Genomic DNA, 18,369 nt, shown 5'->3' with positions numbered 1-18,369 from the left:
CGCGTCGGTTCGCCGGCGGTCGTGTCGACTCACAGGGCCCGTGGGCCCCTCTGTGGGCCCCGGTCATCGCGTGGGCCTGGTGCCCAGCCACGAGGCTATGGCCTCGGCGCGCAGCGTGGAGTGGAGTTCGGCGAAGCAAGTCGCGGCGATCCGCCGGTCGTTCAGGCCCGCAGCAGTCACGTCCACCACCCCCACCTCTCTCACACTCGGTCCGCACTCTGTCACATGCGGTTGCGTGCGCGAAGGGGGATCGTCAACCTGCGGTGAGATTGAGACAGTTCAGGCGCCGGCGCCGCCCTCCTCGGGCGCGTCGACCGGCGGCTGCTCCGCGACGAAGCTGCCCCGCTGCGGAAGGGTGATCACCCAGCCCTCCGAGCGCAGGAGGGCGACGGCCTGCCGTGCCGTGTCCCTCGCGACGCCGTACTCCGCCACCAGCTTCGACTCGGACGGGATCGGGTCCCTCGGCCGGAGTTCGCCGGACTCGATCCGTCCACGGATGACTCGGGCGACCTGCTTGTAGATGGGCGTCGGATCGAAGCGGTCTATATCCATGTGTCGGACGTTAGCCACGTCCTCTACGCCTAACATATGGGCAACGTCCTAGACGAGGTAGACAAGCTATACAAGCGAGGTCTAGCGTGCACAACGCAAGGACCCCGGCGAGTGCGCTAACACTCCCGGGGCGTGGTCCACCTGAAGAAAGCAGGTCGACATGGCAGACCTTATCCGCGCCCTCACCCTGTGGGCGAGGCTGGTGCTCGGGGCTAGGAGCAGCGGCTGGCATCGGGCCCGTACCGCACCGCCGTTCCACCCGACCCCGACCCCCGCTCCCGCCCCCGTACAACCGCCCGCCCCGCGCTCCCCCTACGGGCTCGACGTACCGCTGAACGGCGACGAGTCCGCGCTCGTCCGGCCCTACCTGGTCGCCTACGACCAGCGGCAGGAGCGGGCTCGGCAGCGGCAGCGGCGGCTCGCGCTCGTCCTCGCGGCGGACTTCGGCTTCGATCTGGACACCCGGGACCTGCACGGGCTGGGGGTCGCGTGATGAACCCGCCCGTGCGGATGTGCGTGCGCTGCTGTCTGATCACGCCGGATCCGGTACTCGTCTCCGAGGTGCACCAGGGCTCCGGGCCCGGCTTCAACGTCTACGCCTGCCCGGAGTGCGCCCCGCACTTCCCGCCCGTCCCCGACGTACTCCACCTGCTCGCCCCCGGGTGGCGCGAGCGGTGAACGCACGCCGCCCCGGGCACGGCTCGCGCCCGGGGCGGCGCATCACCCGCTCACTCCCCCGTCACCGAGCCGAAGTCCGTGCCCGTGCCCAGGAAGAGGCCCGCGCCCAGCAGGATCATCGTCGCCGGGACCATCAGGGTCGTGATGACCATCGTCGCCTTCGGGACGGCCTTCGCCGCCTTGCGGCGGGCGTTCTGCGCGTCCGTGCGCCGCATGTCGTTGGCGATCTGTATGAGGGTGTCCACGATGGGGGCGCCGAGCTCCTCGCCCTGCTGGAGTGCCGTCACGAACTGCGCCACCTGCTCCGAGTCGTTGCGGCGGCGCAGTTCGTCGAAGGCCTGGCGGCGGCTGACGCCCATGTCCATCTGGCGGAGAGTGATGCGGAGTTCGTCGGACCAGGGGCCCTCGTACTGTTCCGCGACCCGCTCCAGGGCCTGGCGGAAGCCGAGGCCGGCCGAGACCACGACGGCGAGGACGTCCAGGAAGTCCGGGAGGGTGCGTTCGATCTGGTCCTTGCGGATGCGGACCGCCGACCAGATGCCGACCTCCGTCCAGAACGCGCCGAAGGCAAAGAGGAGGAGCGCGACCAGGACAGAGCCCTTGCTCAGCATGAGCAGGCCGCCGAGTACGCCCAGGAAGCCGTAGACCGCACGCCTCGCCCCGTACCGGTCGATCGTCAGGCCGCCGGGGTTTCCCGCGAGGTCGATGCGGCGGCGCACCGCGCTGACCCGCTTGGGGCCCATCAGGCGCAGGACGGCCGGCGACCAGCGCATGCCGAGGCGGTCGACGGCCGAGTCGACCGCCCCGGTACGGGTCGCGCCGACCTCCAGGGCCAGTTTCAGGTCGTCGGGGAGGCGGGCGTCTGCCCGATAGAGGCGCAGGCCGTAGGCGATGCCGGTGACGGCCAGGCCGGCGAGGAGGGCGAGGAGGAGGTCCATGGTCGGCTGCCCGTCCCTATACGTCGATCTTCGAGAAGCGGCGGATGGCGGCGAAGCCGACCACGTACAGCGCGAAGGCGACGACCACCGCGAACTGTCCGACGGTCGAGCCGGTCATGCGGTCGAGGGCGCCCGGCTGCATGTTGTCGATGAGGAGGAGCGAGCCGACGCCGATGACGGGGACGCTGTACGCGGTCATGCTCACCTGCGAGAGCTGGGTGCGGACCTCGCGCCGGGTCTCCTTGCGCTCCTCCAGGGTCTCGGTGAGGTTCCGGAGGGAGGAGACGACGGTGCCGCCCGCCCGGTTGGCGAGGACGAGGGTGGTGACGAGGACGACGAGCTCGCGGGAGGGGAGCCGCTCGGCGAGCTCGCCGAGGGCGTCGTCGAGGGAGGTGCCGACGGCCAGCTGCTGAGCGACCTTCTCCAGTTCGTCCCCGGCCGGGGACTCCATCTCGTCGGCGGCGAGGCTGAGCGCCATGCGGAGGGCCAGTCCGGCCTGGGTGGCGTTGGCCAGGATGCGGGAGAGCTCGGGGAGTTGGTTGATGAACTTCTCGATGCGCTTCTGCCGCTGCCAGTTGAGGTAGCCGAGGGCCACCCAGATGCCGAGCAGGCCGCAGATCGGGCCGAAGAAGGGGGAGAGTGCCGACTGGCCCACCACCCACAGGACCGCCACGGTCGCCGTCAGCGCGACCGTGAACTCGCCCGGCGTGACGTCCAGGCCCGTCGCCGCGATCCGCAGCTCCAGCTTCCGGCCGAGCGCCGTCCGCCGCACGCGCCGGTCGACGCCCTTGAAGTAGCGCCTGCGGCGGCCGGTCGTCTCCGGGTCGGCCGTCTCGTCGAGCCGGGCGACGAGCGCCGCGTGCCGCCGGGCCCCGCTCGCGTACACCTGGACGCCCGTGACGGCGAGGACGCAGCAGAGCAGCGCCACGCCGATCGTCAGCCAGAAGGGGTCGGTCAGCATGCCCTCGCTCCTAGTTCGCTTCGCGGGTGGCGAGCCCGGCGTCGGTCGCGGCCACTCCGAAGGCCTGGGGGATGGGCTGGCCCGCCATGTAGAGCCGCTCGGCGACCCGTCGGGGCAGCGGGTGGTACGTGAACTGTCCGTACACCCGGCCGTCGGCGGCGACCGGCTGCGCCTGGAAGCGGCAGATCGTGGCGAGGAGGAAGCGCTCGCGCCCGTGGGAGGCGAGGACGGCTATCTCGGTGATCCGGCGGGTGCCGTCCGGGTGGCGGGTCAGCTGGACGAGGACGTCGACCGCGCTGTTGATCTGGTCGCGGAGCGCCTCGAAGGGCACCTTCACCTCGGACATCGAGGCGAGCGTCTGGAGCCGCATCAGGGCGTCCTCGGCCGAGTTGGCGTGGACGGTCGCGAGGGAGCCGTCGTGGCCGGTGGACATCGCCTGGAGCATGTCGAGCGTCTCGCCGCCACGGACCTCACCCACGATGATGCGGTCGGGGCGCATGCGCAGGGAGTTGCGGACGAGGTCGCGGATGGAGATGGCGCCGCGGCCCTCGATGTTCGGCGGGCGGGCTTCGAGGCGGATGACGTGGGCCTGCTGGAGCTGGAGTTCGGCCGAGTCCTCGATGGTGATGATCCGCTCCCCCTCCGGAACGAGACCGGAGAGGGCGTTGAGGAGGGTCGTCTTCCCGGTGCCGGTGGCGCCGGAGACGATCAGGTTGAACTTGGCCTGGACGAGCCCGGACAGCAGGAGCAGCATCTGCTCGTCGAGCGAGCCGAGGCCCATCATCTCGTGGAGCGTGTACGCGCGGGGGAAGCGGCGGATGGTGAGCGTCGCGCCGGTGAGGGAGAGCGGCGGGATGATCACGTTGACGCGCTCCCCGGAGGGGAGGCGGGCGTCGACCATCGGGTTCGACTCGTCGACGCGGCGGTTGACGGTCGAGACGATCCGCTCGATGGTCTGCATCAGCTGGTCGTGCGAGGCGAAGCGGAGCGGCAGCAGCTCGACGCGGCCGGCGCGCTCGATGAAGATCTGGTCGGGGCCGTTGACCATGATCTCGGTGATCGAGGCGTCTTCGAGGAGCGGTTCGAGGACACCGAGCCCGAGGGCCTCGTCGACGACCCGGCGGATCAGCTGGCCGCGCTCGGCCGTGGAGAGGACCGGGCCCTCGCGGCTGATGATGTGGCCGAGTACGCGCTCCAGACGGGCGCGCCGCTCGGCGGCCGCGAGCGCGGACATCTCGGTGAGGTCGATCTCCTCCAGGAGCTTGGCGCGGAAGGCGGCAACGAGGTGGCTGTCCTCGCGGCCTCCGCCGGTGCCCTTGTCCTCGGGGGCGTTGATCCGGGCGCGCAGGCTCATGGCCCCTCCTCGTCCTGTTGTGGCATGGGCATGGTGGCGGTCTTGACGATGGGGTCGAAGTCCCAGAAGGGGAGGACGCGGGGGATCTCGACGCGGACGGTGATCACGGCCGCCTCGTCTCCCCCCGGGCACCCCCCGATGTCGGGGTCGACCCAGCCGCTCACGGCCGCGCGACCCGCCGTCTCGCAGTCCGGCGCGTTCTCTTCGTCGGTGGTCGCCGCGCGGGCGGCAGCCCGTGCCGCCGTGCCCGCCTGCTGGGCCGCGTACGCGGCGAGGCCGAGCTGAAGGCCCGCGAGGCCGACGATGAGCAGGATGGGGAGGAAGCCGAGGTACTCGATGGCCACCTGGCCGCGATCCCGCGCCCTCCGGCTGAGGTGCTTCCTCATCGTTTGAGGCCCTCCTCCGAGATCGCGCCCGCCGTGGCGTCCACGCGGAAGAGGCCGCCCACGCCCGGGAGGAGGACGGGGACCGAGACCGCCACGGTCAGGTTCGCCATCCCGCCGCTCGGGGAGCAGCCCCCCACCACCGCGCCGTCCCTCCACGCCCCGTCCAGGTGCCGCAGCGCAGCCTCGTTGTAGTCGCTGCCGACGGCGCAGGCCCGCGCCCCCTCATCCGCCGCATTCGCCGCCAGCGTGTACGTGTACCCCACCAGAACGACCTGCCACAGCAGCGCCAGCGTGATCAGGATCAGCGGCACCATGCCGAGGAACTCGATCGCCACCTGCCCCCTGTCGTCGCCGTCCCGGATCGTCGGCCGCATGGCTCAGCGGCCTCCGTGGCGGCGCCGAAGCCCGAGCGAGCCCCGGTCGCCGGCCCGGGCGAGCTGCTTGCCGGTCTCGCGGGGGGCCGGGGGCCCGACGAGGCCGAGCTCGCCCGCGAGCGCCCACAGCGCCTGCTTGACCGTCGACTTGGCGTCCAGGTCGTGCAGCCGGCCCGCGTCGACGACGGCCTGGAGCTCCTTGAAGTTGGCGGGGACGGAGACGCCGGACGTCCGGGTGCCGGTGATCTTCTGGACGAGCGGCGGCTGGATCTCGGTGGAGCGGTGGTGGCGGTTGACGAGGGTGACGGTCTCCTCGGCCTTGCGTACCTGGAGGCGTTCCCACATCCGTACGGTCCGCTTGGCGGCCCGCACCGCGACCACGTCCGGCGTGGTGACGAGGAGGGCGGTGTCGGACATCTCGATGGCGGCGGCGTTGGCTCCGGTGAGCTGGGAGCCGCAGTCGACGACGACGACCTCGTGCCGGGCGCGCAGGGCGCTGACGATCTGGCGGGCGGACCGGTCGGTGACCTCCTCGCCGCGTTCGCCCTCCGCCGGGGCGAGGAGCAGGGCAAGGCCGGTCTCGTGGACGAAGACGGCGTCCTGGAGGACCCGGGGCGAGATGTCGGCGATGGCCGCGAGGTCGGCGGCCGACCGGCGGAACTGGACGTCGAGGTAGGAGGCGATGTCGCCGCCCTGGAGGTCGAGGTCGAGGAGGGCGACGGTCCGCCCGGAGGCACGGGCGGCGAGGGCGAGGTGGACGGCGGTGACGGTGGTGCCGACGCCGCCCTTGGCGCCGCTGACCGTGACAACGGTGCCGCCTGGTCCGGTGGGGATCTCGGCCCCGGCGCCGAGGTGGCGGCGGACGCCCGCGGACCACTGGGCGGCGGCCTGCACGCGGCTGGCGAGCTCCTCGTATCCGAGGGGCAGGGTGACGAGGCCGCGCGCGCCGGAGTCCATGGCGGCGGAGAAGAGGACCGGGCTGGCGTCTGCGGTGATGAGGACGACGCCGACGGCCGGGAAGCGGAGGGCGACCTCGCGGACGACGTCGAGTGCGGGGACGGGTCCGATCCGCTCGTGGACGAGGACGACCTCGGGGAGTTCGTCGAGGGACTCGGCGGCGAGCCGGGCGAGGGTGTCGACGAGCTGGGTGGAGTCGGTGACGGGCGCGGCGGGTTCGGCGTCGGGCAGCTGGCTGAGCAGGGTGACGACGGACCGGGCCGCGTCGGGGTCACCGACGGCCGGCAGGATCCTGGTGGTCATTCCGGCCTCACTTGTCCTTGTCGAGCGTGTAGGTGCGGTCGCGCTGGTCGGCCGGGGCGCCGCCGGTGGTGGGGGCGACGAGGGCGAGGCGTACGTGCTCGGCGAAGGACTCGGCGTACGCGACGCGCTGGGTGTCGAGGGTGGAGAGCGCGAAGCTGATCGGGACGGCGTTGGAGGCACGGCCGGCGCGGTCGTTGCTGTCGCTGATCGGGGTGAGGCGGCCGACGGAGAGGACGCGGGCGCCGGCGACGATCATCCGCGACTGGGAGGGGTCGCCCTTCTTCTCACCTTCGAAGGTTGCGTAGATGTTGACGGTGGCGCCGGCGTTGATCTTGCCCGCGACACCGGTCGCCGCGTCGATCATGATCGCGATCTCCTGCTCGCCGGGCTTGAGCTCGGGCCGCTCGACGATCATGTCGCTCTGGAGGAGGGAGCCCTTCTTGAGCTCGGTGACGGCGATCCTGCCCTCGATCTTGCGGAGATCGGTGACGGCGGTGGCGGAGAGCCAGCGCTTGGGCATCGAGATCTTCTCGAACTGGTCTGCTCTCAGGGGGGCGTAGGGGGCCACGTTGTCCGTGAGCCGGTACGCGGTGACCTCGGGGCCGACCTTCGAGTTCACGTCGCTGATGACCGTGAGGACGCCGACGAAGGCGCCGAGGGCGCACAGGACGGAGAGCAGCAGGAGGATCACGCCGCGGCGCTGGCGGGAGTTCATGACCGTACTTCCTCGATCGGATCCGTGGGTCTGGGCGGACGGGGGTGGCGCACGGGGCGGGGGTGGTGCACGGTGCGGGCGGGGCGCACAGGGTGGGAGTGGCACCCGGAGGGGGCGTGGCACCCGGGGCTGGAGTCGCGCCCGGAGCAGGACTCGCGCCGAGAGCAGGACTCGTGCCCGGAGCAGGAGTCATGCCCGCGGCAGGAGTCGTGCCCGGCGTCGCTCACGGGACCGTGCGGGGGTCGATCGCGGGGCCCGGGAGGGGGCGCGCCGCGTGGGCCGGTGGCGCGCCCAGGGCCCGTGTGACGCCCCGGGCCGGGACCGCGTCGAGGGCGGGTCCCGCGCCTCGTGCCGGAACCGCGCCCTGTGCCGGGACCACCCCGCGAGCCGGGGCCGCGTCGAGCGCCGGTGCCGGGCCTCGGGCCGCACCGAGCGCCTGGGTCGCTTCCCCGGCCCCGTGCGCCGGGCCCGTGAGCCCCGTCGACGCCGTCAACGGGGCCGCGCAGAAGCCGCAGCGGTCGCCGATGAGCTCCATGCCGCACCAGTGGCAGACCTCGCGCCGTACGGAGGAGACGAGTTGGTAGAGGACCGGCAGGTCGGGGAGGTACGCGGCGAACTCCACGAGCTTGCCGGTGCCCCACCAGCCGGGCGAGGTCTCGGGCAGCGCCGTCTCCTGGACGGGTCCCTGGATCTGCCAGGCGGGCACGAGAGCGGTGGCGGGCCAGTCGGTCTGGAGCTGACCGCGCGCGACGAGGAGCTGTGTGCCGAACTCCGGACCCGCGAGCCGCTGGTCGCCCGCTCCGCCGAGCCGGACGATCTGCGGCGTGGGCCCGGCGAGGACCGCGAAGTGGGCGCCGGGCAGCCAGCCCTTGAGGTGGGAGGAGAGGCTGACGGGTACGCGGTCGAGGCGGGACACCGAGCCGAGTACGGCACCGGCGTAGATGTAGTGGGCGAGCAGTCTGGCGGCGGAGGCGAGCACGCCGGGGCTGAAGTCGCAGGCCGCGAGTTGCCTTAACTGGCGGACCAGTACGGCCGCTCCGAGCGGCGGCAGGTCGGTCCTGACCAGCGCGATCCGGTCGCTTTCGAGGAGGGCCCGGACGGCGTGCAGGCGCCGCTCGACGGCGGCGGGGGCGGAGGTGGGGCAGACGACGACCACGCTGCCGTAGCGCGCGAGGAGTTGCTGCATGTCGGCGACGGAGGCGTCGAGGGACCGCCCCTCGGGGGCGGGGAGCACGGCGGCGTTCGGCGTCTGGGGGTCGGTCGGCGGCAGCACCAGGTCGGTGCTGGTGACCGCGATCGCTGTCGGCACGTCAGACCCCCGTCCCCTCCGGCCTCCGGAGTTCCCGGGGGCCGCAGATCACCTACCGCGTTCGCGGCGTCACCGAAGGGCGCCGCCGCCTCTGCACTTTATCCACGTCACCCGGGGTGGTGAACACACAATCCGCCAAGCTCCCCTCACTTTCTTCGGGCCCCGGAAGGGTCCGGGGCGGGCCCGGAGGCGGACCCGGAGGCGGACCCGGAGGCGGACCCGGCGGCCGACCCGGAGGCAGGCCCGGAGGCAGGCCCGGCGGCGGACCCGGCGGCGGACCCGGGGCGCCGACGTCACCCCCGCCGACCTCCCCTTGTTGTCGGAAGCCTTGACAACGCGATTGGTCTGGACCAACTTGTTCCGACAACGGTGGCCACCGTCCGCACCCCGCACCAGGCTCGTACCCCCGTACGAGCCCCTCCGTACGACGACGTACGGCACCTCCACATCCCCAACTCCCCCACCGGAGGATGCACGTGGACCGCACCACCACCCGCCCTCACGGACGTCGATGGCTCGGCGGAGCCCTCGCGATCGCCGTCGGATCCGGGCTCGTCCTCGTCGGCGGAGCCGGCACCGCCCAGGCCGCCGACGTGAACGTCGCCAAGAACGCCGGGTTCGAGAACGGCCTCGCCAACTGGTCCTGTTCGGCCGGGAGCGGCGCCGCCGTCTCCTCGCCCGTACGCACCGGGGCCGGCGCCCTGCGGGCCACCCCGGCCGGTCTCGACAACGCCAAGTGCGTGCAGACCGTGACCGTCAAGCCCAACTCCACGTACACGCTGAGCGCCTGGGTCCAGGGCGGATACGCCTACCTCGGCGCGAGCGGCACCGGGACCGGCTCCGGCAGCGTCTCCACCTGGACACCCGACAGCGCCGCCTGGAAGCAGCTCACCACCAGCTTCACGACCGGCGCGAGCACCACCTCCGTCGAGGTCTACACCCACGGCTGGTACGGCACCACCCCGTACTCCGTCGACGACGTCTCCGTCTTCGGCCCCGACGGCGGTGGCGGCCAGGACCCCGACCCGGTCGTCCCCGCCACCCCGGCCGGCCTCACCGCGGGCGGCGTCACCTCCTCCTCCGTCGACCTGAGCTGGACCGCCGTCTCCGGCGCCACCGGCTACAAGGTGTACCGCGACGGCGCCAACCCCCAGGCCGTCACGGGCACTTCGACGACCGTCTCCGGTCTCACCGCCGACACCGCCTACCAGTTCCAGGTCGCCGCGACGAACTCCGCCGGCGAGTCCGCGAAGTCCTCCGCCGTGTCCGCGCGGACCGCCAAGGTCACCGACCCCGGCCCCGGCCCGGCCGTGCCCAAGCACGCACTGACCGGCTACTGGCAGAACTTCAACAACGGCGCGACCGTCCAGAAGCTGCGGGACGTGCAGTCGCAGTACGACATCATCGCCGTCTCCTTCGCCGACTCGACCGCCACGCCCGGCCAGATCGTCTTCAACCTCGACCCGGCCGTCGGCTACGCCTCCACCGCCGACTTCAAGGCCGACATCGCGGCCAAGAAGGCGGCCGGCAAGTCCGTCATCATCTCGGTCGGCGGCGAGAAGGGGAACGTCACGATCAACAGCGACGCCTCCGCCACCGCCTTCGCGAACAGCGCCTACGCCCTGATGCAGGAGTACGGCTTCAACGGGGTCGACATCGACCTGGAGCACGGCATCAACTCCACCTACCTGACCAAGGCGCTGCGCCAGCTCTCCGCCAAGGCGGGCTCCACCATGGTCCTGACGATGGCCCCGCAGACCATCGACATGCAGAACACCGGCACCGAGTACTTCAAGACGGCGCTCGCCGTGAAGGACATCCTCACGGTCGTCAACATGCAGTACTACAACAGCGGTTCGATGCTCGGCTGTGACGGCAAGGTCTACAGCCAGGGCTCGGTGGACTTCCTCACCGCGCTCGCCTGCATCCAGATCCAGGGCGGCCTCGCCCCGTCCCAGGTCGGCCTGGGCGTCCCCGCCTCCACGCGGGGCGCGGGCAGCGGCTACGTCGACCCGCAGATCGTGAAGAACGCGCTCGACTGCCTGACCAAGCTCACCGGCTGCGGCACCTACAAGCCGGCCCAGGCCTGGCCGACGCTGCGCGGCGCGATGACCTGGTCGACCAACTGGGACGCGACGGCCGGCAACGCCTGGTCGAACGCGGTGGGTCCGCACGTGCACAACCTGCCGTAACGGCAGGCGAGTCGACCGCGCCGCGCCGCCGCTCCCCCGGCGGCGCGGCGCCGTGTCCTCACGCGGGCAGGTACCGGGCGAGCGCCATGCCGAGCCGGAGGATCCACTCGTCGACCCGGGCGGCACGGCGACCGTCGACCTCGCAGTCGTAGACCGAGCCGTCGTGGAGAGTGACGGCCACGCGCAGCGCGCGCCCGCGCCGGAAGCGTTCGTACCGCACGGCCCTTACCTCGGCCCAGACGAAGTCGGCCTCCTCGCCGAAGAGGTGCAGGGACACCCCGCTCGCGTCGACGGCGATCCCGGAGTTCGGGTCGGCGGCGACGAATTCCGGCCCGGGCAGCGGCGGCGCGGAGGGCTGCGGGGGTACGACGAGGGTGGCGGGGTGCGGTACGGGGGCGGGGTGCGGTACGGGGGTGGGGACGGCGTCCTGGACACCGGCCGTCTGCGTGGGCAGAGCATCAGCGGGCGTCGGCGGCGCGGGGATGGACGGCGGGATCGCATCGGCGGGCATGGGCCGCGCGTCGACGGCCGCCACGCCAACGCCGACGCCGACGTCGGCCTCAGCCCCGGCACCGGCACCCGCACCCGCACCCGCACCCGCACCCGCACCCGCACCCGCACCCGCACCCGCACCGAGTACATCCAGGATCTCGTCCGGCGTAGGCCGCTCCGCCGGGTTCTTCTCGAGGCAGCGCCCCACGAGCCCCCGCAGCGCCTCCGGCACCATTGCGAGGTCCGGCGCCTCGTGCACCGACCGGTACATGAGCCCCATCGGCGTACCGTCCCCGAAGGGCCGCCCGCCCGCCGCGGCGACGAGCACGGCGCCGAGTGCGAAGACGTCCGCGGCGCCCGTCACCTCCTCGCCCAGCGCCTGCTCGGGCGCCAGGTAGCCGGGGGTGCCGAAGGCGGAGCCGGTGGCGGTGAGGCGGGTCGACTCCAGGGCGCGGGCGATCCCGAAGTCCAGCACCCGGGGCCCGTCGGGAGCCATGACGATGTTGCCGGGCTTGAGGTCCCGGTGGACGAGCCCGCAGGCGTGGATGGCCTCCAGGGCCTCGGCGAGCGCGGCCCCCAGCGAGCTCAGCGCCGGCTCCCCCATCGGCCCTTGGGCGGCGAGGAGGCCCGAGAGGGTGGGTCCGGGGATGTAGGCGGTGGCGAGCCAGGGCGCCTCGGCTTCGGGGTCGGCGTCGACGACCTGCGCGGTGTGGAAGCCGCCGACCCGACGGGCCGCCGCGACCTCGGCGCGGAAGCGCTCGCGGAAGGACGGGTCGGAGGCGAGTTCCGGCCGTGCGACCTTGACGGCGACGGCGCCCGCCGCGCGATCGGGCCAGGTAGACGGTTCCCATGCCGCCTTCGCCTAGCTTGTGCTCGATGACGTATCTGCCGATGAGGGTCCCCACGCGGGACAGTATGGCCGAACTCGACATCTTGACCGGTCCATGACATGGCTTCACCATGTGGCCGGACACCCGCACGAGTTTGTCGCACTCCCCCACACTCCCCACCCAGGAGACACCATGCGACGTCCCACCCGCGGCAGAAGGTCCGCCACCCTCGCGGCCCTCGTGGCGCTCGCCCTCGCGGCACCCCTCTCCGCCCTCTCCTCACCCGCCGGGGCCGACCCGGCGCCGACCGCCGCCCGCATCGCCTCCGGCGCCGAGGAGGTGATCCGGCAGTACGAGATCGCCGGACCGTCCACCGTCGCCGCCCGCACCGCGCTGACCGCCACCGGCGTCTCGATCGACGAGGTCGACGCCCGCGCGGTCGTCGTCAGCGCCAACACCGAACAGCTCGCCCGGCTCAAGGCACTCGGCCACAAGCCGGTCGCCCTGCCCGGCCCGCCGAACCGGAAGACCGCCCAGGACCAGAGCCTCGGCCCGCTCGACTTCCCCTCCGCCGACTCGAAGTACCACAACTTCGCGGAGATGAACGCGGAGATCGACCAGCGCCTCGCCCAGTACCCGTCGATCATGCGCAAGCAGGTGATCGGAAAGACGTACCAGGGCCGGGACATCGTCGCGATCAAGATCAGCGACAACGTCGCCACCGACGAGAACGAGCCCGAGGTCCTCTTCACCCACCACCAGCACGCCCGCGAGCACCTCACGGTCGAGATGGCGCTCTACCTCCTGCGCGAGCTCGGCGCGGGCTACGGCAGCGACTCCCGGGTCACCAACGCCGTGAACGGGCGCGAGATCTGGATCGTCCCGGACCTCAACCCGGACGGCGGCGAGTACGACATCGCCTCCGGTTCGTACCGGAGCTGGCGCAAGAACCGGCAGCCCAACTCCGGCTCCTCGTACATCGGTACGGACATGAACCGGAACTGGAACTACAAGTGGGGCTGCTGCGGCGGCTCCTCCGGCTCCAAGAGCTCGGAGACGTACCGGGGCGCGGCCCCCGAGTCGGCCCCCGAGGTGAAGGTCGTCGCCGACTTCGTCCGCTCGCGGGTCGTCGGCGGCAAGCAGCAGATCACCGCGGCCATCGACTTCCACACGTACAGCGAACTGGTCCTCTGGCCCTTCGGCTGGACGACCGCGGACACCGCCACGGGCATGACGAAGGACGACCGCGACGCCTTCGCGACCGTCGGCGGCAAGATGGCCGCGAGCAACGGCTACACGCCCGAGCAGTCCAGCGACCTCTACATCACGGACGGCTCGATCGACGACTACCTGTGGGGCGCGCACAGGATCTTCGGCTACACGTTCGAGATGTACCCGGCCTCCTCCTGGGGCGGCGGCTTCTACCCGCCCGACGAGGTCATCGAGCGCGAGACGAGCCGCAACCGCGACGCCGTCCTCCAGCTTCTGGAAAACGCGGATTGCATGTACCGCTCGATCGGCAAGCAGGCCCAGTACTGCACGACGGCCTGACGTTCCCTGAGTGAGCCGGGGCCGGCGGGGGCACTCCCGCCGGCCCCGGTCCCTTTCCCATCGGCAGCCGTGGCAGTCCTGTTGAAACCGATTCAGGGCCCTTCGGGGCCCTGTAGGTTCTCGCCATGGCGAAGAGCAAGGTGATCGAGAACCCGGCGTCACGCTTCTCCGCGGTGCTGGCGAGCGCGGCGAGCCTTCCGGGTGTACGTGTCGACAGGGCGGCGTACCTCCGCAAGGCCCTGGCCCGCCACTGCTCCGAGGAGGAGATCCGCAGGGCGATCGAGGAGACCCCCGCGGCGGCGGGCATCCCTCTGGAGGTTCTCGACAGGGCCGCCGACGACTCCATCGGTTACGAGACCGCCAAGGCCAGCGCCCTCTCCGCCGCCGCCGGGTTGCCCGGCTTCATCGCCATGCCGGCCACCGTGCCCGCCGACCTGGCCCAGTACTTCGGTCACATGCTGCGCATCGCGCAGAAGCTCGCGTACCTCTACAGCTGGCCCGATCTGTTCTCCGGCGACAGCGACGGGGTCGACGACGCGACCAAGAGCGTCCTGACGCTCTTCTTCGGCGTGATGTTCGGTACCCAGTCGGCGAACGCCGCGGTGGGGCAGATCGCGGGGATGATGTCGAAGGAGGTCGCCAAGAAGCTGCCGCAGAAGGCGCTCACCCAGGGCGTCGTCTATCCGATCGTGAAGAAGGTCGCGGGCTACCTCGGCGTGCAGATGACGAAGCAGACCTTCGCGAAGACCGTGTCGAAGGCCATCCCCGTCGTCGGGGCCGTCGTCTCCGGCGGGCTGACGTACGCGACCTACCGCCCGATGGCGAAGAGGCTGAAGAACCACCTCGCCGGCCTGGAACTCACGCAGCCGCAGTCGCAACCGCAACCGACGCACCGAGCGGCCCGCGCCGAAGCCGAAGCCGCAGCCGATTTCGTGGACGGAGAAGTCGTGGACGCGGAACTCGTGGACGCGGAACTCGTGGAATTCCACGACTCCACCGTCGCGGACCGCTCCGCGCCCGCCTCGGCCTGACCCGCGCCCCGGTCGCGCCGGGCCGGGGGCCGGGGGTCCGGCCGCCCGGGGGTCCGGCCGCCCGTCTCAGCCCAGGACCGCGAGCGCGTCGATCTCGATGAGGAGGCCGGCCGGGAGGCCGACGTAGACGGTCGTCCGGGCGGAGGCCGGGGCCTTGAGGCCCTGCTCCTCGAAGTACTGGTTGTAGATCTCGTTCATCTCGGCGAAGTGGTCCACGTCCGTCAGGTAGACGCGCGTCATCATGACGTCGTCCCAGCTCGCGCCGCCCTCCTCCAGGATCGCCTTGACGTTGGCGAAGGTCTGGAGGGTCTGCTCGCGCAGGGTCGGGCCCGCGACCACCGGGGCCTGGCCCTCGACGGCCGGCAGGAAGCCGACCTGGCCGGCGACCTGGAGGATGTTGCCCTTCTTCACGCCGTGCGAGAACTTCGCGGGCGGGGCGGTGTGGGTGGCGGGGGTGAGGGCGATCTTCTCGGTGGTCATCCGTTGTCCTTGGTGGGTGCGGTGCCGGAGTACTCGCGGCTGATGGCGTCCGCGGTGCGGCGCACCTGCGGGAGGAGGGTGAGGAGTTCCTCGGCCGTGACGACCACGTTGGGCGCCGAGACCGACATGGCGGCGACGACCCGGCCGTCGGCGCCGCGGATGGGGGCGCCGACGCAGTTGATGGACTCCTCGTGGCCGCCGAGGTCGGTGGCCCAGCCCTGTTCGCGTACGGTCGCCAGCTCCTTGAGGAAGGCGGCGGCGTTCGGGGTCGAACGGGGCGTGTACGGGGGGTAGTCGAGCTTCGCGGCGACGGCTCGGCGCTCCGGCTCGGGCAGGTCGGCGAGGAGCAGCTTGGCGACGGCGGCGACGGTGATCGCGACCGGCTTGCCGATGCGGGAGTACATGCGGACCGGGTAGCGGCTCTCGACCTTGTCGATGTAGAGGACCTCGCCCTCCTCGTACACGGCGAGGTGGACGGTGTGCCCGATCCGCTCGTTGAGCGCGGCGAGGTAGGGGTGGGCGATCTCGCGGACGTCGAGGTTCTCGACGGCCTCCTGCGCGAGGGCGAAGAGGCGGGCGCCGAGGCGGTAGCGCTGGTCCTGCTGCCGGTGGACGAGGCCGTGCTCGTGGAGCGTGCGCAGGAGGCGCAGGGCCGTGGACTTGTGGACGCCGAGCTCGTCGGCGACCTGCCCGAGGTCGGCGGGGCCACGGGCGAGCAGCGGCAGGATGCTGAGCGCCCGGTCGACGGTCTGGCTCATGGCGTACGTACCTCCTGGTCGTCCCCCGTCCGGTCGGGGCCCTCCTGGTCGCGCCCCGTCCAGCCGGGGCCGAGGTGAAGTGTCCCCCAGGCGTGCGCGTCGAGGGCGGCGAGCCGGTCGGCGTGGGCGCGGCGGGGCGGGACGGCGACGTCGCCGGGGACGGTGAGGGCGGCGGCGGCCATGAGGTGGCCGTGGCGGAGGCGTGCGGTCATGCCGAGTCCCCGGAGGGTGGCGGAGAGGAACCCGGCGGCGAAGGCGTCCCCGGCACCGACGGGGGCGAGGACGTCGACGCGGGGGGCGGGGACGGTGGTGACGGTGTCGGGGGTGGGGGAGGAAGCCGCGCAGCGCTCGAACGCCACCGCCCCCTCCCCGCCGAGCTTCACCACGAGCACCCCGGGCTCCGGCAGCGCGGCGCGGATCGCGGACGGATCCATGAGGCCCCACAGCGTCTGCGCCTCGTCCGCGCCGACGAAGACGAGGTCGGCGCGGCGGGCGAGTTCGAGCAGGACGTCGGGCGCGGTGCCGTCGCGCCACAGCGCGGGCCGGTGGTTGACGTCGAAGGAGACGAGGGGGCGCCCGGGGCGCGGGGCGGTCAGCTCGCGTACGAGGGCGAGGCAGTCGGCGGAGAGCGCGGCCGTGATGCCGGTGAGGTGCAGGACGCGGCCGTCGGCGACGGAGCCGTACGGGACGGTGGCGGGCGACATCGCGGAGGCGGCCGAGCCGGCGCGGTAGTAGACGACTTCGTGGGCCTCGGTGGCCCGGTCGTCGGCCGTACGGAAGTAGACGCCGGTCGGGCGGTGCGGGTCGCGGCCGACGGCCGTGACGTCCACGCCGTACGCCCCGATCGTCTCGACCAGGTGGTGGCCGAAGCCGTCCCGGCCGACGCGGCCGACCCACCTCACGCGGTGTCCGGCGGCGGCGAGGGCGCAGGCGACGTTGGACTCGGCGCCGCCGATCGCGCGGGCGAAGGAGGGGACGTCGGCGAGGCGGCCGGGCCGGGAGGGCAGGAAGGTGACCATGGACTCGCCGAGGCAGACGAAGTCCGGGGGCGCGTGTCCGCTCACTCTCGGGCTCCCTGTGGCTCCTACGGGTCCATTGACCCGGCCTTGGCCCGGATGTTAGACAGCCATGAGCAGTATGCGCAATGAGCGTTGCACAACCTGCAACGTGCACGATGAGGAGGACCCATGCCCGACCTGGCGAACGAGCGAGTCGACCACCGTTTCAAGGGGCTGCCCCCGGACGCCGAGGGCCTGACCGTCGGCGAGCTGGCGGCGCAGCGGCGCAACCTCTTCACCGGCGGCTTCACCACCCCCGTCCTCGCGCTCTCCGCCGAGTCCGTCGAGCACAACCTCCGCCTCCTGGAGGTCTACGCCGAGCGCCACGGCCTCGCCTTCGCCCCGCACGGCAAGACCTCCATGGCCCCCCGGCTCTTCGACCGCCAGCTGGAGCACGGTGCCTGGGGCATCACCGCCGCCATGCCGCACCAGGCCCGCGTCTACCGCGTCCACGGCGTCGCCCGGATCTTCCTCGCCAACGAGCTGGTCGACGCCGTCGCCCTGCGCTGGCTCGCCGCCGAGCTCGACGCCGATCCGGACTTCCGCTTCGTCTGCTACGTCGACTCGGTGCGCGGCGTCGAGCTGATGGACGAGGCGCTCACCGAGGCCGGCGCCGGACGCCCGGTGGACGTCGTCGTCGAGCTGGCGGCGGGCGCGGCCGGGCGGACGGGCGTGCGGACCGAGGCGGAGTGCGCGGCCGTCGCCGACGCGGTCGCGGCCGCCTCCACCCTGCGGCTCGTCGGCGTCGCCGGCTACGAGGGCACGATGCCCGGGGCGGACGGGGAGCGGGTCAGGGAGTGGCTGAACCGGCTGGTGGGCCTCGCGGCCGACTTCGACAAGGCCGGCCGCTTCGACCCCGCGATCGGCGAGATCGTGATCAGCGCGGGCGGAAGCGAGTGGTTCGACGCGGTCGCGGACGTCTTCGCGGAGATCCCGGAGCTCTCCCTGCCCGTCCTGAAGCTGCTGCGCTCCGGCGCGTACGTCTCACACGACGACGGGCAGTACCGCGAGAAGACGCCCTTCAACCGGGTCCCCGAAGAGGGCGCGCTCCAGCCCGCGTTCAGGCTCTGGTCGCAGGTCGTCTCCCGGCCGACGGCCGAGCAGGCGTTCACCAACGCGGGCAAGCGGGACGCCGCCCACGACCTCCACCTCCCCGAGGCGCAGGTCGTCCGCGACGCCCGCACGGGCGAGTTCCGCGCCGCCGAGGGCGTCACGGTCACCGGCCTCTCCGACCAGCACGCCTGGCTCCGCACGGAGCCCGGGGCGGACGTGGAGGTCGGCGACTGGGTCGGCATGGGCCTGTCCCACCCGTGCACGTCCTTCGACAAGTGGCAGCTGATCCCGCTGGTCGAGGCGGACGGCACGGTCGTCGACTACATCCGCACGTTCTTCTAGCCGTAGAGCCGTAGAGCCGTAGAGCCGTAGAGCTGTAGAGCTGTAGAGCTGTAGA

The 18,369-nt window shown here is 72.3% G+C and carries 18 protein-coding genes and 2 pseudogenes; 6 read left to right on the top strand and 14 right to left on the bottom strand.

Translation table 11 applies throughout. The annotated features are described in order from the left end of the window. Window positions 1–63: 63 nt before the first annotated feature. Window positions 64–186, bottom strand: coding sequence for a hypothetical protein (locus IE124_RS35035; protein WP_306432426.1), 123 nt, complete (start codon window positions 184–186; stop codon window positions 64–66). 93 nt (window positions 187–279) lie between these two features. After that, the gene (locus tag IE124_RS24200; RefSeq protein WP_189510094.1) at window positions 280–552 is read right to left on the bottom strand and encodes a GntR family transcriptional regulator; all 273 of its coding nucleotides are present in this window, start codon (window positions 550–552) and stop codon (window positions 280–282) included. A gap of 160 nt (window positions 553–712) precedes the next feature. On the opposite strand from IE124_RS24200, the gene IE124_RS24195 reads away from it, so the two are divergent. Both IE124_RS24195 and IE124_RS24190 read left to right on the top strand, forming a co-directional pair. Then, window positions 713–1,045 carry a hypothetical protein gene (locus tag IE124_RS24195; protein WP_189510092.1) on the top strand — a complete coding sequence of 111 codons (333 nt, stop codon included), beginning with the start codon at window positions 713–715 and terminating at the stop codon, window positions 1,043–1,045. After that, a complete protein-coding gene (locus IE124_RS24190; RefSeq protein WP_189510354.1) occupies window positions 1,045–1,230 on the top strand; it encodes a hypothetical protein in 186 nt (61 codons plus the stop codon). Before IE124_RS24195 ends, IE124_RS24190 begins: the two co-directional genes overlap by 1 nt. A 50-nt stretch (window positions 1,231–1,280) precedes the next feature. Here IE124_RS24190 and IE124_RS24185 read toward each other — a convergent pair whose 3' ends face one another. From IE124_RS24185 to IE124_RS24150, 8 genes and pseudogenes are all read right to left on the bottom strand, one after another. After that, entirely contained in the window at window positions 1,281–2,168 is an 888-nt protein-coding gene (locus IE124_RS24185) for a DUF5936 domain-containing protein (protein WP_189510089.1), read from the bottom strand. A gap of 16 nt (window positions 2,169–2,184) precedes the next feature. Further along, entirely contained in the window at window positions 2,185–3,129 is a 945-nt protein-coding gene (locus tag IE124_RS24180) for a type II secretion system F family protein (protein ID WP_189510087.1), read from the bottom strand. A 10-nt stretch (window positions 3,130–3,139) separates the two neighbouring features. Then, window positions 3,140–4,483, bottom strand: a complete 1,344-nt coding sequence (locus IE124_RS24175; protein WP_189510080.1) for a TadA family conjugal transfer-associated ATPase — start codon at window positions 4,481–4,483, stop codon at window positions 3,140–3,142. Then, window positions 4,480–4,869: a TadE/TadG family type IV pilus assembly protein gene (locus IE124_RS24170; RefSeq protein ID WP_189510078.1), complete on the bottom strand. Its 390-nt coding sequence runs from the start codon at window positions 4,867–4,869 to the stop codon at window positions 4,480–4,482. The genes IE124_RS24175 and IE124_RS24170 overlap by 4 nt, the downstream gene beginning before the upstream one ends. Continuing rightward, window positions 4,866–5,243, bottom strand: a complete 378-nt coding sequence (locus tag IE124_RS24165; RefSeq protein ID WP_189510076.1) for a TadE/TadG family type IV pilus assembly protein — start codon at window positions 5,241–5,243, stop codon at window positions 4,866–4,868. Before IE124_RS24165 ends, IE124_RS24170 begins: the two co-directional genes overlap by 4 nt. A 3-nt stretch (window positions 5,244–5,246) precedes the next feature. Further along, window positions 5,247–6,503 carry a CpaE/TadZ family protein gene (locus IE124_RS24160; protein WP_189510074.1) on the bottom strand — a complete coding sequence of 419 codons (1,257 nt, stop codon included), beginning with the start codon at window positions 6,501–6,503 and terminating at the stop codon, window positions 5,247–5,249. A gap of 7 nt (window positions 6,504–6,510) precedes the next feature. Beyond that, window positions 6,511–7,218: a Flp pilus assembly protein CpaB gene (gene cpaB, locus IE124_RS24155; protein ID WP_189510072.1), complete on the bottom strand. Its 708-nt coding sequence runs from the start codon at window positions 7,216–7,218 to the stop codon at window positions 6,511–6,513. A gap of 442 nt (window positions 7,219–7,660) precedes the next feature. Beyond that, window positions 7,661–8,527 (bottom strand): annotated as a pseudogene (locus tag IE124_RS24150) (hypothetical protein); the annotation flags it as partial. Between the two features lie 470 nt (window positions 8,528–8,997). Between IE124_RS24150 and IE124_RS24145 the strand changes: the two are divergent. Next, entirely contained in the window at window positions 8,998–10,719 is a 1,722-nt protein-coding gene (locus IE124_RS24145) for a chitinase (RefSeq protein WP_189510070.1), read from the top strand. Between the two features lie 58 nt (window positions 10,720–10,777). Here IE124_RS24145 and IE124_RS24140 read toward each other — a convergent pair. Further along, a pseudogene (locus tag IE124_RS24140) lies at window positions 10,778–11,977 on the bottom strand (serine/threonine-protein kinase); the annotation flags it as partial. Window positions 11,978–12,233: 256 nt separating this feature from the next. On the opposite strand from IE124_RS24140, the gene IE124_RS24135 reads away from it, so the two are divergent. Continuing rightward, complete coding sequence (locus IE124_RS24135) at window positions 12,234–13,592, top strand: M14 family metallopeptidase (RefSeq protein WP_189510068.1); 1,359 nt, start codon at window positions 12,234–12,236, stop codon at window positions 13,590–13,592. A gap of 125 nt (window positions 13,593–13,717) precedes the next feature. Next, window positions 13,718–14,623, top strand: coding sequence for a hypothetical protein (locus IE124_RS24130; RefSeq protein ID WP_189510066.1), 906 nt, complete (start codon window positions 13,718–13,720; stop codon window positions 14,621–14,623). A 66-nt stretch (window positions 14,624–14,689) separates the two neighbouring features. Here the strand turns inward: IE124_RS24130 and IE124_RS24125 are convergent, their stop codons facing one another. The 3 genes from IE124_RS24125 to IE124_RS24115 are packed head-to-tail and all read right to left on the bottom strand — an operon-like array spanning window position 14,690 to window position 16,880. After that, a complete protein-coding gene (locus IE124_RS24125; RefSeq protein ID WP_189510064.1) occupies window positions 14,690–15,103 on the bottom strand; it encodes a RidA family protein in 414 nt (137 codons plus the stop codon). Further along, on the bottom strand, window positions 15,100–15,861 hold the full coding sequence (locus tag IE124_RS24120; RefSeq protein WP_189510062.1) for an IclR family transcriptional regulator: 762 nt from the start codon (window positions 15,859–15,861) through the stop codon (window positions 15,100–15,102). The genes IE124_RS24125 and IE124_RS24120 overlap by 4 nt, the downstream gene beginning before the upstream one ends. After that, on the bottom strand, window positions 15,858–16,880 hold the full coding sequence (locus IE124_RS24115; protein WP_229832807.1) for a sugar kinase: 1,023 nt from the start codon (window positions 16,878–16,880) through the stop codon (window positions 15,858–15,860). Before IE124_RS24115 ends, IE124_RS24120 begins: the two co-directional genes overlap by 4 nt. Before the next feature lie 168 nt (window positions 16,881–17,048). Here IE124_RS24115 and IE124_RS24110 point away from each other — a divergent pair, with 168 nt between their 5' ends. Beyond that, window positions 17,049–18,314, top strand: a complete 1,266-nt coding sequence (locus tag IE124_RS24110; RefSeq protein WP_189510057.1) for an alanine racemase — start codon at window positions 17,049–17,051, stop codon at window positions 18,312–18,314. The last annotated feature ends 55 nt before the right edge of the window (window positions 18,315–18,369 follow it).

The organism is Streptomyces narbonensis (assembly GCF_014649015.1).
Taxonomy (GTDB): domain Bacteria; phylum Actinomycetota; class Actinomycetes; order Streptomycetales; family Streptomycetaceae; genus Streptomyces; species Streptomyces narbonensis.
This window is presented reverse-complemented; position numbering and strand designations above follow the sequence as displayed.